The sequence below is a fragment of the Alteromonas sp. 38 genome, from assembly GCF_902506055.1.
In the GTDB taxonomy this organism is placed as follows: domain Bacteria; phylum Pseudomonadota; class Gammaproteobacteria; order Enterobacterales; family Alteromonadaceae; genus Alteromonas; species Alteromonas lipotrueae.
In genome coordinates this window covers 4,453,394-4,468,011 of sequence record NZ_LR733300.1, presented here as the reverse complement: position 1 = coordinate 4,468,011, position 14,618 = coordinate 4,453,394, and the positions used below count along the sequence as shown (strand labels likewise).

13 protein-coding genes are annotated in these 14,618 nt (G+C 44.3%); 9 read left to right on the top strand and 4 right to left on the bottom strand.

Features of this window, described 5'->3' with window-relative positions:
- The first annotated feature begins 155 nt into the window (after positions 1–155).
- Positions 156–1,652: a PepSY-associated TM helix domain-containing protein gene (locus FLAVO9R_RS19280; protein ID WP_159533980.1), complete on the top strand. Its 1,497-nt coding sequence runs from the start codon at positions 156–158 to the stop codon at positions 1,650–1,652.
- 25 nt (positions 1,653–1,677) lie between these two features.
- Here FLAVO9R_RS19280 and FLAVO9R_RS19275 read toward each other — a convergent pair whose 3' ends face one another.
- Together FLAVO9R_RS19275 and FLAVO9R_RS19270 are read right to left on the bottom strand one after the other, a co-directional pair.
- Positions 1,678–2,376: a hypothetical protein gene (locus FLAVO9R_RS19275; RefSeq protein WP_159533977.1), complete on the bottom strand. Its 699-nt coding sequence runs from the start codon at positions 2,374–2,376 to the stop codon at positions 1,678–1,680.
- A gap of 109 nt (positions 2,377–2,485) precedes the next feature.
- Positions 2,486–2,662: a DUF6435 family protein gene (locus FLAVO9R_RS19270; RefSeq protein WP_159533975.1), complete on the bottom strand. Its 177-nt coding sequence runs from the start codon at positions 2,660–2,662 to the stop codon at positions 2,486–2,488.
- Positions 2,663–3,105: 443 nt separating this feature from the next.
- On the opposite strand from FLAVO9R_RS19270, the gene FLAVO9R_RS19265 reads away from it, so the two are divergent.
- The 5 genes from FLAVO9R_RS19265 to speA all read left to right on the top strand — a co-directional run bounded on the left by FLAVO9R_RS19265 (position 3,106) and on the right by speA (position 8,634).
- Positions 3,106–4,263 carry an NAD(P) transhydrogenase subunit alpha gene (locus FLAVO9R_RS19265; RefSeq protein ID WP_159533973.1) on the top strand — a complete coding sequence of 386 codons (1,158 nt, stop codon included), beginning with the start codon at positions 3,106–3,108 and terminating at the stop codon, positions 4,261–4,263.
- Positions 4,264–4,265: 2 nt separating this feature from the next.
- The gene (locus tag FLAVO9R_RS19260) at positions 4,266–4,550 is read left to right on the top strand and encodes an NAD(P) transhydrogenase subunit alpha (RefSeq protein ID WP_159533971.1); all 285 of its coding nucleotides are present in this window, start codon (positions 4,266–4,268) and stop codon (positions 4,548–4,550) included.
- 11 nt (positions 4,551–4,561) lie between these two features.
- The gene (locus FLAVO9R_RS19255) at positions 4,562–5,950 is read left to right on the top strand and encodes an NAD(P)(+) transhydrogenase (Re/Si-specific) subunit beta (RefSeq protein ID WP_159533969.1); all 1,389 of its coding nucleotides are present in this window, start codon (positions 4,562–4,564) and stop codon (positions 5,948–5,950) included.
- A gap of 223 nt (positions 5,951–6,173) precedes the next feature.
- On the top strand, positions 6,174–6,608 hold the full coding sequence (locus FLAVO9R_RS19250) for an arginine decarboxylase (protein WP_159533967.1): 435 nt from the start codon (positions 6,174–6,176) through the stop codon (positions 6,606–6,608).
- Between the two features lie 115 nt (positions 6,609–6,723).
- Positions 6,724–8,634: a biosynthetic arginine decarboxylase gene (gene speA / locus FLAVO9R_RS19245; protein ID WP_159533965.1), complete on the top strand. Its 1,911-nt coding sequence runs from the start codon at positions 6,724–6,726 to the stop codon at positions 8,632–8,634.
- 85 nt (positions 8,635–8,719) lie between these two features.
- Here speA and FLAVO9R_RS19240 read toward each other — a convergent pair whose 3' ends face one another.
- Positions 8,720–9,868, bottom strand: coding sequence for a serine hydrolase domain-containing protein (locus FLAVO9R_RS19240; protein ID WP_159533963.1), 1,149 nt, complete (start codon positions 9,866–9,868; stop codon positions 8,720–8,722).
- Positions 9,869–10,074: 206 nt separating this feature from the next.
- On the opposite strand from FLAVO9R_RS19240, the gene FLAVO9R_RS19235 reads away from it, so the two are divergent.
- From FLAVO9R_RS19235 to FLAVO9R_RS19225, 3 genes are read left to right on the top strand one after another with little or no spacing between them, the layout of a single operon-like run.
- On the top strand, positions 10,075–11,487 hold the full coding sequence (locus FLAVO9R_RS19235) for a DNA-3-methyladenine glycosylase 2 family protein (RefSeq protein ID WP_159533961.1): 1,413 nt from the start codon (positions 10,075–10,077) through the stop codon (positions 11,485–11,487).
- A 38-nt stretch (positions 11,488–11,525) separates the two neighbouring features.
- Positions 11,526–12,011, top strand: a complete 486-nt coding sequence (locus tag FLAVO9R_RS19230) for a methylated-DNA--[protein]-cysteine S-methyltransferase (protein ID WP_159533959.1) — start codon at positions 11,526–11,528, stop codon at positions 12,009–12,011.
- Entirely contained in the window at positions 12,002–12,892 is an 891-nt protein-coding gene (locus tag FLAVO9R_RS19225; protein WP_159533957.1) for a DMT family transporter, read from the top strand. The genes FLAVO9R_RS19230 and FLAVO9R_RS19225 overlap by 10 nt, the downstream gene beginning before the upstream one ends.
- Before the next feature lie 155 nt (positions 12,893–13,047).
- On the opposite strand, the gene FLAVO9R_RS19220 is transcribed toward FLAVO9R_RS19225, so the two are convergent.
- Entirely contained in the window at positions 13,048–14,469 is a 1,422-nt protein-coding gene (locus tag FLAVO9R_RS19220; RefSeq protein ID WP_159533955.1) for a sensor domain-containing diguanylate cyclase, read from the bottom strand.
- Positions 14,470–14,618 lie beyond the last annotated feature (149 nt).

Here is a 14,618-nt window from a genome sequence, read left to right as displayed (position 1 = left end):
ATATTTACAATACTAATTATTCAAATGCAAATAATAATTGTTATCATTCGCTTAATTGTGTTTAAACGCCCATATGATATTGATAATTGTTTTCATTTAAACTAAGCTCGTACGTCTTCTTATACTTGTTATTGTCGGAGCGCAGTGAGCACAGCATGGTTGAAGTCGTTAGCTCAAAGCGTAGAAAGCGTAAGCTATACAATTGGCATATTTGGTTAGGTTTCAATCTTGCATTTTTAACCGCTTTGCTGCTGGCTACTGGCACCATAGCCACAATTTCCAATGAGATTGATTGGTTGCTGCAAGATGATATGCGCGTGTCACCCGAGGGCGAAAAAGTGTCTTGGGGGGAAATGGAGGCCAATGCGAAGGAGCGGGCTAATCCTGATGACATGTTGATAATGCTGACTGCTGGGGAAAACGATCACTTTGCATACAGGGCCACTTTCTTGCGGGCAAATGGCACACGCTACCATGTTCATGTCAATCAATGGACAGGCGACGTTACCGGAACTACACCATTTTTAACGGTTCAGCGTTTTTTTAGAGATCTGCATCGATATTTCTTTATGCCAAGTTTCATTGGTTTACCCATTGTCAGCTCCCTCGCTATTGTACTGATGATTTCACTTTATACGGGGCTAAAAACCACAGGAAGGCTTAAAAAGGACGCGTTTCGGATACGAAAAGGTAAAGGTATTCGGGTGCTGCTAAGCGACTTGCATAAGGTGGCCGGAATTTGGTCGATGTGGTTTATTACCCTCATGGTTATCACTGCATTTTGGTATCTCATTGAATTTGGTTTTCTGGTGGCTGGCGATGGTTTTGAGCCCCCTCGTCCCGGGCCAACAACCCAACGTATTGAGGAATTTGGTGATGCATTACCTTTGTTACCTGCCGATACTATTATTGCGCGCGCATCGAGTGCCTTTCCAAATTGGGCACCCCAGCAAATACTGTATCCTCGTTCACCTAAGCAAGCGATAACTGTTTTAGGTTACACCCAAGATATTTTCGTTAGAGCTAGAGCCAATCGAGTGTTTTTAGATCCTGTCTCGGGAGATGTCATTCAGGTGCAGAAATCGGAAGATATCGCCTTCGATGAATATCTCAATGAAATGGTCGACCCGCTGCACTTTGGCACATTTGGAAAGCTCACCACTAAACTAATATGGTTTACGTTTGGTTTATTGTTAACGGGGCTAACAATTACCGGCGTTATGATGACGTATAAAAGAGTTAAGAAAACGTATATATCGAAGGCGCAAATTAAGACTTTTCCCATCTTATTTGTAACCGCTATTTTTGGGTGTTTTTATGTGAAAGGGCAAATCAATTATAGTGAGAGTGGCGAGCTGATTACCACAGAAACTTTCATATACGAAGGCTATATATTGAACAGCGAATTGCGCCAAGAAGGTATAGATGAATACCATTTAGTGTTAAGGGCGCAGCATAAAAAAGGGATACCCATAATCCATTCAATAACAGCGCTTGATCAGAACGGGCAAACTCATGCCGTAAAACAAAAGACCTTTGCATCAACTAGCATATTTAATTATTCGTATCGTCAATCGGATAACCCGCTAGATAACCACATCACGCTGAACGTTGTTTTTGCCTCGGGTGAACAAAAGCAGTTTGTATTGTAGTTGACGATTAAAAGCCCTGATTAGTTTAGGGCACCCAACGTTCGCCGCAAACGCCATGTTTGGTATAAATACGGTACGGGCTGTTAGCGCTGTGAATGTCTTCACGTAACGCTGTGCTATGGTCGACTTCGATAAAAGGGGTTTGTGATGCGACACCTTGGCTGTCTAGTACGTAGTAGCGTGACGCGTACTCCGTTAATTGCATTTTATTTTTATGAGCCACGTCGGTAAGGCGTACGCGAGTAACGGCTTTAAATCGAGTGTTGGGGTCGGTAATTGAGAGCAGTTTTTTATAAAAATAGCCCTTATCAGCTTGATGCTGAGAAAACGCATTAAGAACGTTAATTAAGGCTTTTAGCCCAATGGCTTCGCGCTGCAGCATAAAATCGTGTTGGGTATAATTCGCATTTTTCGCTACTTGGCCTGCCGTGTAGACTTGCTCTTCTTCTAAGCCTGTCAGGTAGTCTTGGCCTTCTTCACTGTAATTAATCAACGCTGCGGTATTCATGTTTATCATGTAATCGCTGATACCGGCAGGTAGCACTTCAAACAGCAAAACATCCGGGGTAACTACGCCACGCTCTTCTGGGGCCTGCGGGCCTTTGGGAACGCAACTATCAGAAATGAAATAGTAGTATTGGCCAGCATTCATTGCATGCGCAGAAGGCTGGAACATGGCTAGGCTAACCAAAGTTCCTAAACAAAACAGAAAACACTTACTCATAACGCAAATCCGCAACAGCAAGGCATCACATGATTCGCATTATGCAACACCGTAAAATAATGATGCTATTGTAACCTGTAAGAGTGCTCGGTCGATAGCGAACCTATTTTTATTTGTCACCTTTCTCTATTGCCTGTATTTCACTCCATAAAGTTTCTGACTCTTCTGTTATTTTGGCGTAGCTTTTCATATCACCATTGCGTTGCGCCACCATGGCTTTCTCTAAAAGAGCGTTATATTGCTTACGCATTTTTTTAGTAGGGTTGGAATTAAACATGCCGAACATAGTAGGTTCTCTTTATAAACGAATAGGCTTATTACATACGCTGAGTGTAGCGTGATCACGTGGCATGTTTTAAATATTTGTAATGGAAATTTAGCTTCGCTGCCTATCAATACTAAATTCAATACTTGTTGATTCATAAAATTAATACTCTTGCCAAGCTGCATTAATTCCCGCTATGCCAATCTCATATAAATTCTAGTTATGACTCGTAGCAAAATAATACTAGTTGAGCATGTGCAAATGCCGTAAGTTCTTTTGCTGAGTGGTAAAAGTGGTGAACAGTAGTGGCTACTTTTATGACTTTTAAAAGAAGTGTTTTAGCGTAAATAAGGGATGAGAACAGTTTTGATTTCCAAAAGGCATGTTAAGCATAAGTGAATAAAATGGCTTGTTCATCTATAAAGGATGTCATTCTCGTGGAGCCTGGACGTGAGGAGAAGCGTGTGAAAATCATAGTATTAAACGAATCGAAAATACCGATGCCACTATCCAATGTGGAGAAGCGCTGTGCAGTAACCCCATCAAGTGTACAACGCTTGGTGAAGAAAGGGGCTGAGCTTCACATAGAAAGTGGGGCAGGTTTGTTATCGGGGTATGCCGATAAAGAATATGTAGATGTGGGTGGAATTGTTATTGATGATGTGAATAGTGCATTATCAACAGCCGATATGCTTGTAAGCGTAAATAAACCGGCTGAATCCCAACTGTCGGTGATGAAAAAAGGGGCCATTGTGGTTGGCCATCTTGACCCTTTCTTTGAGCAACCGCTGGTTGAGTCAATAGCAAACAAAGGCTTAACGGCTATTTCGGTTGAAATGATCCCCCGCTCATCTCGAGCCCAAAAAATGGATGCGCTAAGTTCACAAGCGAGCCTTGCTGGCTATGTAATGGTAATGCAAGCCGCGAACTACTTACCTTCTATATTACCTATGATGATGACACCGTCGGGAACAATAAAGCCCGCCAAAGTGTTCATTATTGGTGCTGGCGTGGCTGGCTTGCAAGCTATTGCCACGGCGAAACGATTAGGGGCGAACGTACTCGCCTACGACACGCGCCCCGTTGTTGCTGAGCAAGTGGAGTCTCTAGGCGGTAAGTTTCTTAAAATCGATATTGGCGAAACCGGTCAAACTAAAGACGGCTACGCCAAAGAACTCACCGATGAACAAAAAGCGAAACAGCAAGACGCGCAGCGTGATGCAATTGCTGATTCAGATATTGTTATTACCACCGCACAGCTGTTTGGTCGCAAACCACCAGTGCTAATTAGCAAAGAGACTTTGGCACTAATGAAGCCTGGTAGCGTGGTGGTCGATATGGCAGCCCAATCAGGCGGTAACGTTGAAGGTTCTGTGGCCGGTGAAGTAGCCCAAGTGAATGGCGTAACAGTGATAGGCACCGGTAACTGGAGCCAAGCGGTTGCCCGCGCAGCCACTGATATGTATGCGAACAATATTTATAACTTGGTAGATGAATTCTACGACACCGAAAGCAACGTGTTTGGTTTGAATCTAGAAGACGATATTTTAAGTGGCTGTGTTATTGCTCATAACGGTGCCATTACCAACGATATGTTAACCAACGCCTACAAAGGAGCGTAATTATGGAAATTATCTATTTACTATTTATTGTGCTGCTTGCTGGTTTTCTTGGATTTGAGTTAATTCGCAAAGTACCTGCGACTTTACATACGCCATTAATGTCGGGCTCTAATGCTATTTCAGGTATTACCTTGGTGGGGGCATTGGCAGCGTCTGGTGGCGATAACAATGTGTTGACCACGATATTAGGAACCGCGGCGGTAGCGCTTGCCAGTATAAACGTTGTGGGTGGTTACTTGGTAACCGATCGCATGCTAAGCATGTTTAAAAAGAAAGATAAAAAATAAGGAGTATGCAAGTGAATGATATCGAAACCATAATCAATCTTGCGTACGTTGTAGCCGCAGCGTTATTTATTTTAGGGCTAAAATTACTTAGCCATCCAGATACAGCAAAACGGGGTAACTTTGTTTCTGCTGTGGGTATGTTGATTGCCGTTATAGTGACGTTGCTCGATCAACAAATAATCACTTATCAATGGATTATTTTAGGCGTTGTTGTTGGTGGTGCGTTTGGTGCTTGGAAAGCCAAATCAGTTGAAATGACAGCCATGCCAGAAATGGTGTCGTTGTTTAATGGCTTTGGTGGTGCAGCTTCATTATTGCTCGGTTGGGCTACATTGTCTGGCATGAGCATGGTTGCCCTTCAAGCCGCTACTGCGTTTACGTACATTACCTTGTTCTTCACTATTTTAGTGGGGGGCGTTACGTTCTCTGGTTCTGTGGTAGCGTGGGGTAAGTTGTCTGGCAAAATGTCGTCTAAAGCCGTAATTTTTACCGGTCTTCGCGAACTTAGCGTACTGCATCTAATTGCTATGCTAGTAGTAGGGTACTTTTTTACCACAGAACCCCAAAATACCCTGTGGCTATACTGCGCTATTGCGCTGGCGCTCAGCTTCGGCCTGTGGGCAACTATCTCAATTGGTGGCGCCGATATGCCAGTGGTTATTGCCTTATTGAATAGTTATTCAGGTGTAGCGGCTACGGCGGCAGGTTTAGCCACCGGCAACACTATTTTGATTGTTACTGGTTTGTTGGTTGGTGCTTCAGGTCTTATTCTTACTAACATTATGTGTAAGGCAATGAACCGCTCGTTAATGAACGTGTTGTTGTCTGGGTTTTCGAAGCCTGTGGAAGCGGGTGAAAAAATTGAAGGCGAAATTAAGATTTTGTCTGCCCAAGATGCATTTTATGTATTAGAAGCGGCGCAGTCGGTATTGGTGGTACCTGGTTACGGTATGGCAGTAGCGCAAGCGCAACATGCGGTGCGTGAAATGCAGTCGTTGCTGGAAGATAACGGGTGCACCGTAGACTATGCCATTCACGCGGTAGCCGGGCGTATGCCGGGCCACATGAATGTTCTGCTCGCCGAAGCCGATGTTCCGTATGACCAACTGTACGAAATGGATGATGTTAACCCGCGTATGGAAAACTACGATGTGGTTATTGTTATTGGGGCTAACGACGTGGTTAACCCTGCCGCGAAAGAAATGAAAGGTAGTCCAATTTACGGGATGCCGGTTATTGAAGCATATCGCGCTAAAACCGTATTCGTGCTTAAACGCTCTGCCAATGCTGGTTTTGCTGGGGTAGATAACCCGCTCTTCTTTAAAGACAATACCCGTATGGTATTGGGCGATGCTAAAGAAACAATTAACAGTATCGTGAGAGAGTTTGGTGACGATTAAGGTATAAAATATCAGTGGCAGGTATGAAAATGCCTGCTGCTGTTTTGTCCTCAGCGATAGCTGTTAATTCTAAGTTGCTGTTTTTTAGTTGATTTCATTTCTTAATATGCACCATTTTTTTCCACGAAAAAGATGAGACATTTCTTGTACAACGATAATAATCACCTTTACCATTGCATATGCTACTTTAGTCGAGCTTTTGAAAGGGATTGCAGTTAGACAGATGTCAAATCAGTATTATCACATTGAAGTGTTTCAAGATCTTATTTTGGTAACACTGCGCGGGCGTTGGGACATGAGCACCAACATTCAGTATCTAGCCACGTTTGCGGATACGCTCAACGCTAGGCGAGGAAAAGCCTTTCATATCATTGTAGATATGCGGTCTTGGGAAGTGCCAGATTCGGAGTTTTTTGCCCGAATGAAAGCGCCGATACAAATTGATAGACGAAATCAGAAAATTGAAATTTGGCTTGAAGACGACAAAACTGTCGCCGATCACATAGCCGCAAAATTCTTTAATGAGCAAAACTTCACATTGCACCGTACCAAAAACCAAGATTCGTTTATTAGGCAAGTCGATTCGGTGTTTAGTGGTGAAACAAAGGCGTATATTCTTGAATGGGTTAGCCGACAAGTCATCGATAAACAAAATTAGTCGAGACAATCGATATTTTACGTAGCACCACATTGTACGTTGTCTATAATACCGCCCTATTTCGCATTAATTTCTGAACAGCAGCGTTCAGCATAGTTTTTAAAAGGTGACTACATTGTCAGATTGGAGCATTGAAGAAGCAGAGCGCGTCTATGGCGTGTCTCAATGGGGTGGCGGCTATTTTCAAGTTGGTGAAAATGGTAACGTACATGTGACTCCAGTTCCTGATGATCCCAGTATTCGCATCGATTTTAAATCGGTTGTTGAAGAGATTCGAAAAGAAGGGGTTCAATTCCCTGTAGTAGTTCGTTTTCACGATATCTTACGCTCCCAGGTTGCTAGTCTGAATAAGGTGTTTCGTAGCACTATTGAAGAAGCTGAGTACAAGGGCGTATACCAAGGCGTTTATCCGGTAAAAGTAAACCAGATGCGTGAAGTGGTAGAAGAGATTGTAGAGGCAGGCGCACCTTTTAACTATGGTTTAGAAGCGGGCTCAAAAGCTGAGCTGCTTACCGTACTTGCCATGAACACCAACGAAGATTCCCTGACCATTTTAAATGGCTATAAAGATGATGAGTTTATGCGCCTAGCATTGTTAGGTCGAAAGCTTGGTCGCAAGATAGTGGTGGTGGTTGAAAAGTACAGTGAACTACTGCTGTTGGTAAAAGTGTCTAAAGAACTGAAAATAGACCCTATTATCGGCGTGCGCGCTAAAATGACGGTGAAAGGCCGTGGTAAATGGGAAAGCTCTGGTGGCGAACGTGCCAAGTTTGGCCTTACCATTACCGAAATCATTAAAACCGCCCGTTACCTTGAAGAGCAAGGTATGTCTCATTGTCTTAAGTTACTGCATTTCCACATTGGTAGCCAGCTTACCGATATTCGTGCGGTAAAAGAGGCCATGACCGAAGGCGCACGTATTTATGCAGATTTGCACAAGATGGGCTTTCCACTAGATTATGTGGATGTAGGTGGCGGCTTAGGCATTGATTACGACGGTAGTAACTCTACTAACGAATCTTCACGCAACTACAGTATGCAAGAATACGTCGCCGACGTGGTTTACGGCATGAAAGAGATGTGCGACCTAGAAGGCGTACCGCATCCCAATTTAGTGAGTGAAAGTGGCCGAGCTATCACCGCACACCACAGTTGTGTAGTGACAGAAATTGTGGGCGAAATTAAGTCGAATGCGGCACAAATCGATACGTCTGAAAATGCAAACGAACATGTGTTTTTGAAAAATATGCGTGAGTTGTCAGACGATTTCGAGAATCAAACCAACATGCACGAAGTGTATAACGATGCGTCGCAATATAAAGAACAAGCACTCGGTGCCTTTAAATTGCGCGTGTTGTCTTTAGAAGAGTTGGCAAAAATTGAAACCCTTTACTGGGATATCATGGCGCGTTTGCAAATATGGTATCGCAAAGAAGAGTACGTACCTGAAGAACTGCAAGAGTTAGATTACAGCTTGTCTTCGCAATACTTGTGTAACTTTTCGGTATTTCAGTCTGCCGCTGATACATGGGCCATCGACCAGCTGCTTCCGGTCGTGCCGCTTACGCGCATGAACGAAAAGCCTACGGTGAACTGCTCATTGGTTGATATTACCTGTGACAGTGACGGCAAAATTGATCAGTTTTCTATTGGCCGTGAAATTACCGATGTATTGCCGATGCACCCGCTTAAGAAAGATGAGCCTTACTATATTGGCCTATTCTTAACTGGCGCATATCAGGACGTAATGGGTGACATGCACAACTTGTTTGGTCGTTTGAACGAAGTGCACATCTTTAGCTACGATGACGATCCAGAAGACTTTTATATCGAAGAAGTGGTGAAAGGCTCTTCAGTTGAAGATGTTTTAAACATTATGCAATACAACCCACGGGCTATGGCATCTGATGTGAAACGTCTTATCGACAGACAAGTGTCAGGTGGGAAAATTAACCCGAAAGAAGGTGTTCGCTGGACTGATTTTTACGAAAATTGCTTAAGCGGTTATACCTACTTAAAGCCGTAATTTCGGCGGGTTAACGTAAGAACAAACACACGGTGGCGCTTAAAATTCGTATTCGTAATAGAGAAAACGAGTGTTAAGTGCCAGCCTATTCCTTAGCCTCTGCTTGTTTAAAATAACGCTTCCAAAACTCAGCCGTTGTAGAATTTATCATATTCGATTCGGCATTCATCAGCATCACATATCCGGTTTTATAATCGGGCGCAAACGCCACATCAGCACGATACCCTTTTACCCAACCTCCATGATAGTTAATGCGCTTGCCGTCAAAGTCATAAACGCGCCAGCCTAGCCCATAATGGGCGTCTTTAAGCATTCCGCGCCAACCTCTGCGCCTAGTTTCGCGCTGGGTTTTAACCCGTGGTGTGGTGACTTCCTCAATCATGTCAGGTGAGATCACCGTAGGAAATTCGCCTAGCAAAGCCTGCAAGTAAATGGTCATATCGGTAATGCTTGCGTTTACACCCGCTGCGGGTGAAAAGCGGTAGTAGTTGCTTTCAACCGCGCCTTCCCGCCATCTATCTCTGGCAATAGCAATGTGTGGGCGAGCCCAGGATGCAGAAGCAAGCAACCCGCCTTTTCCTACACTTGCGGTATTCATGCCCAGCGGAGTAAACAGCTGAGTTTGTACTTCCCGAGAATAAGAAGAATAATTGTTCGTAAAATAGTACTCGAGCGCCCCAAAAAGCGCATTTTGGTAGGTGTAGCACTCACCAGGTACGCACAAAGGGTCGAGTTCACTCAATGACGTTAGCACCCGTTGCAGCGAATAGTCGGCTTCAATTAAGTTGTCGTAGGCATTGGGCATAAAACCGCTAGATTGGCCCACAATGTGCTGAAGCTGCAATGTTTCCATACCGTCCACAGCAAAGGGAATATCAGGTAACAGGGTGGAAATGGGGGTGTCCCAATGCAAACGTTGTTGTTCAACCAGTTTGGCAGAAAGAAGCGCGGTGAAGGTTTTTGATACCGAGGCTAGGCGAAAGACGGTGTCTTCGGTGATCCGCTTCCCGCCTTTGTGAGTTCTGCCATAGACATAAACTTGTGGTGCCTTGCCTTGCTCGTAATAAACAAAGGTATAGCCGGGCACATTATATTTTGCGGCCTCGCGCTGCACATAGTTGGCATAATCAGAAAGCCAATCGGCGCTTAATGCGGGAAGTGTCACGATAAGCGTGAAAAAGAATAGGCTAATTCTAATCAGGCGCGTTACTAAATTGCGCGTGGTTTGCAACATGAATTGGGCTCAGTAAGGGCGCACCCCAAAGGTGGCAGGCACTATTATTTTTACGCCATTATGCGGTTGCTAGTGGCGATTATCAACTCTACTGATATTTTACTGTCAGTTCCGATTTTGTCGCACCCTTGCAAGGGGAACAGGATACAATTAATTCTTAATAGCGCAGTGACTGTTTAAACCCGCACATCAACCAGAGCCATAGTATGAACACTGACATAAAAGATTCAGCGCATGTAGACAATGAGCACCGCGATACTTACGCTAAAGCTAGGGTAAGTAGAGATGCCCGTTTTGATGGTCGCTTCTTTGTGGCGGTGAAAACCACGGGCATATTTTGTCGGCCAATTTGCCCTGCCAAATTGCCAGATGAAAAGAACGTGGCTTACTATAACCACGCTGCTAAAGCCATGAGCGATGGCTTTCGTCCCTGTTTACGATGCAGGCCCGACAGCGCACCGTCTTCTTTTGCGTGGTTAGGGGTAGGCACAACGGTGACAAGAGCGCTAACGCTATTAAGTGATATACCCGTGCAGTCTATTTCCACTATTTCAAGCCGATTGGGTATTAGTGAGCGCTACTTAAATAAACTCATGGTGTCGCATACGGGGTTGTCGCCCAAACAATATCAAGATTTACAAAGGGTGCTGTTTGCTAAGCAGCTACTACAACAATCTACCATGAAGCTTACTGATATTGCGTTTAGCGCCGGATATGCCTCTACAAGGCAGCTTCAGCGGGCAGTGCAAACCTATTGCAAAAAAACGCCTACCGAATTACGAAGCAAACGCCATGTTGCATTGCCTGAAATATCCCTTAGGTTGCACTTCAGGCCACCTTACCACTGGCAGCAAGTGCGCGAATTTCTTGCTTTGCGCGCTATTCGTGGCGTAGAAGAGGTGTGTGAAGATACCTACTGCCGTTATATAAGTGTTAAGGGAGAATTGGGGTTTATTAGCGCAACTTTCAACGAGAGCGTAAATGGCTTCGATGTGAAAATGCGTTTGCCAAATTTAGGTTATGTGTATAAAACGGTAGAACAAATCAAGCAGCTACTCGATTTACATGCAGCCCCAGAGTTAATAGAAAAATCGCTATTAGCAGCGGGCTTGCCTGATAATCTTCTTACTAAAGGGTTGCGGCTTCCTGGTACATGGACTGTATTTGAAAGTGGGTGCAGAGCGATAGTAGGGCAACAAGTCAGTGTAAAAGCCGCGATTAATCAAGCGGGGCTGCTTGCACAGCATTTAGGGGCGGTAGCCGCAGAGGGGCCCGTCGAGCAAAACCAACATTATTGTTTTCCAGAACCCGAAGCGGTTGCGAATAGTGAGTTAACTTTTTTGCGTATGCCTAATGCCCGTAAGCTTGCACTTCGCGATTTTGCGGCGTTGTTTTGTAACGGTAACCAGCCAACTCATGATGAAATATTGTCAATCAAAGGGGTTGGTCAATGGACATTAGATTACCTTAAGATGCGAGGTGAACGTAACCCTGATGTGTACTTGGCTGGCGACCTTATTGTAAGAAAAATGGCAGAGAAATATCCGGTGTTGCCGCAAAAGGCTGCACCATGGCAAAGTTATTTAACACTACAGTTGTGGCAGTTAAGCAATAGTTAACGTGTTGTTGGGTATAAACATATCAGTAGGAATAAGTCATGACAGTATGCAAAAGCTACCTTGAGTCACCACAAGGGCTTATTGAAATAGCGGCAACTAGCAAAGGAATTAGTGCGATTGTATTTGTAGATAGCGCTAATGGTGACGTTGACGGCGGCGTTACCAGCAATGATTTCACTGAAGCAGCAAAAGTGCAGCTAGCAGATTATTTTAATGGAAGCCTCACCCAATTCGACTTACCCTTTGATGCCAAAGGCACTGCGTTTCAGCAAGCGGTATGGAAGGCACTGTGTGATATACCTTATGGTGAAACCGCCAGTTATGCAGATATTGCCAATAAGTTAAATAATCCCAAAGCAGTTCGTGCCGTGGGCATGGCTAACGGACGCAACCCTATTGCGATAGTGGTACCCTGTCACCGGGTTATTGGGAGCAATAAAACCTTAACGGGATACGCGGGTGGGCTTGAACGTAAGCAATACTTATTGAAATTAGAAGGAGCACAAGGCGTACTATGGGCTTAAGAGATATTGCTGCACTATTACTATTAGCATCGATTTGGGGCGGCTCATTTATTTTTATGCGGGTGGCGGCGCCTGAGTTTGGGATTTATGTATTGGTAGCCATTCGTACCGTACTGGCTACCAGTGTGTTACTGCCTATTTTGATGATGACCGGTGGCGTGAGCCAAATTTTCAGGCATTGGTTTCCCATTGCACTGGTAGGGCTAGCGAATACCGCCGTGCCCTTCGCGTTATTCAACTACAGCAGTTTGCATCTAGAAGCGGGAGTTAATGCTATTTTAAACGCCACCGCGCCAATGTTTGGCGCGTTAGTGGCGTGGCTATGGTTGGGCGACAAACTTACTCCTACTGCCATTGGAGGCTTAGCGCTCGGGTTCTTGGGTGTAACGGTTATTAGCCAGCAAAAGCTAGGGGAAGGTGATATTAGCTTTGTGCCTATTCTAACCGCTTTACTTGCCACTACCTGCTACGGCATTGCTGCCAGCATGATGAAACGATGGCTGCAAGGCGTGCGACCTTTAGTGGTGGCTACAGGAAGCCAAGCGATGGCATCTGTTATGTTAGCACCGTTCGCGTTAAGTACATTACCAGCCACTATGCCAAGTACTAATGCTTGGCTAAATGCGGTTGCACTCGCCATTTTAGGTACTGCTATTGCTTATATTTTGTATTTCAAATTGATTGCCAATGTAGGGCCAGCAAAAGCGATTTCGGTGGCCTACATGGTGCCGTTATTTGGCATTATTTGGGGCGTATTGTTCTTGCAAGAGCACTTGTCGTTACAAACCATTATTGGCGGGGTAATGATACTAACGGGTGTGGCACTCACTACCGGTGTGATAGGTATAATAAAACGTAGCAGGGCAGCCAAAACGGCGTAATAAACTTGTTTGCTCGGTTTGAAAGGACGTTAGCATCACCCTAGTATACGTAATACAGCTTAGTACCATTAAGTACAGCTAATACGTGTGGTGATGCTAAGCGTTATATATTGAAATCTGTTTATTAAATTTCAAATCAAAATTTAGCAGCTTACTTATTCAATAAGCTGCATACGCACTAAATTGTGCCCATCCCTTTTAGCCTGATACAGCGCATCTTCCGCATGGGCAGTAACTTCATTCATACTGCGGGTGGTGGCAGTGAAAGATACCCCAAAAGAGGCGGTTAATTGAAGCTGCGGCGACTCACTTAACGGCGTTAACGTGGCAATGCCATGACGTAAGTTTTGCGCAGTATCGAAGGCTTCATGCGGCCCTGTTTGAGGCAATAAGATAATAAATTCTTCACTGCTCCAGCGACCAAGCACATCTTGCTCACGTAAGTGATCAGAAAGATATGCCACAACCTTATCTAACACATCATCGCCCGCATTTCGGCCATGGGCATCAATAATATGCCCAAAGTCGTCTACGCTGATTAAAATTACACTAATAGAACGCTGTTCTTTTAATAACGATTGGTAGATAAGTTCTAAGTTAGTGCGGTCGGGCAAACGATTAGCATGACGCACAATTAAGTCGGGCTGCATGTCTCGTCTGAAATAATAGAGCAAATTATATATAAGCAAAAAGAGTGAGAAAACAACCACTAGCAAAGTAACCACACTGAAGATAAAGGCTTGCGATATTTCGGTCTGCCTGTCTTCTAATGGGCTAAGTAAAAAGACGGTCCATCCAAACTGGTTCAATTTAACTTCGGCAATCAAAAAGTCTTTTTGATCGATAGTCACTAACTTATTATTAAGGGCTTGCTCGTCTTGCACCGTAATCGGAAGGCTGGCATACCAAGGTAGCTCTGAAAGGTTGGTAAAGTCAGAATACGAGGCCACAAGAGAAGGGTCGGAAGACAGCATGATGTCTCCTTTTTCATCGACAAAAAGAAAGTCGTAGCCGTATTGTTCTTTGTAAGAATCGAAGACACTAATAAAACTGCGTAAGCTTTTCCCTACGCCAAAGAAGCCCAGAAACCGGCCATCGTCATCAAAGACCTTAAGGTCGATATAAAAATGGGTGTCTTCCCATTTACCAATATCCGCCACTGCATCCTGAGATCCATCACGGTACTTAAAATACCAACTGACTTCGCCCTCAATTAACTCAATGGTAGTGCCATCGGAATTATATTGTCGTTTGGCGCTCTCGCTGGCAATAAAGAAGGATAAACCAAACTCTCTTTCAAGACGGTTTAGGGTGTTAAATATCGCGGCCTCGTTAACCTCGTCGCCTTCCATTAAGGTGACTAATTCAGTGGAATGGCCTAACGCTTCAGACGTATGAAGCGGCTTTAATAACTGCTCGACAATAAGAGACACCGCTGGCGATAGTGACTGTTGCTGTGCTCTGCTTTGCTCCGCTACAATTTTAGAAATACTAAAATGCACTAGGGTAACAATAGCTAGAACCACGACGGCAAACAGCACCAATATACTTCGGTGAAGTGTTCGAAAAGTATTCACTGACTACGCAAGCTCCTTTGCTGCTACAATCCAATTCAGTTGAGAACAAAGTATACCCGTTGATTTAATGAACTACTAGGCTGTTCAGCTCAGATATAGACTTAAGAATGAGCCCTTAAAAATCAATCGCTGACATATAATCACGGCTT

What these genes read in the sequence shown, in the direction of transcription:
- FLAVO9R_RS19280 (WP_159533980.1), top strand. Translation starts at nt 156, where the DNA reads ATGGTTGAAGTCGTTAGCTCAAAGCGTAGAAAGCGTAAGCTATACAAT.
- FLAVO9R_RS19275 (WP_159533977.1), bottom strand. Translation starts at nt 2,376, where the DNA reads ATGAGTAAGTGTTTTCTGTTTTGTTTAGGAACTTTGGTTAGCCTAGCC.
- FLAVO9R_RS19270 (WP_159533975.1), bottom strand. Translation starts at nt 2,662, where the DNA reads ATGTTCGGCATGTTTAATTCCAACCCTACTAAAAAAATGCGTAAGCAA.
- FLAVO9R_RS19260 (WP_159533971.1), top strand. Translation starts at nt 4,266, where the DNA reads ATGGAAATTATCTATTTACTATTTATTGTGCTGCTTGCTGGTTTTCTT.
- FLAVO9R_RS19250 (WP_159533967.1), top strand. Translation starts at nt 6,174, where the DNA reads ATGTCAAATCAGTATTATCACATTGAAGTGTTTCAAGATCTTATTTTG.
- FLAVO9R_RS19240 (WP_159533963.1), bottom strand. Translation starts at nt 9,868, where the DNA reads ATGTTGCAAACCACGCGCAATTTAGTAACGCGCCTGATTAGAATTAGC.
- FLAVO9R_RS19235 (WP_159533961.1), top strand. Translation starts at nt 10,075, where the DNA reads ATGAACACTGACATAAAAGATTCAGCGCATGTAGACAATGAGCACCGC.
- FLAVO9R_RS19230 (WP_159533959.1), top strand. Translation starts at nt 11,526, where the DNA reads ATGACAGTATGCAAAAGCTACCTTGAGTCACCACAAGGGCTTATTGAA.
- FLAVO9R_RS19225 (WP_159533957.1), top strand. Translation starts at nt 12,002, where the DNA reads ATGGGCTTAAGAGATATTGCTGCACTATTACTATTAGCATCGATTTGG.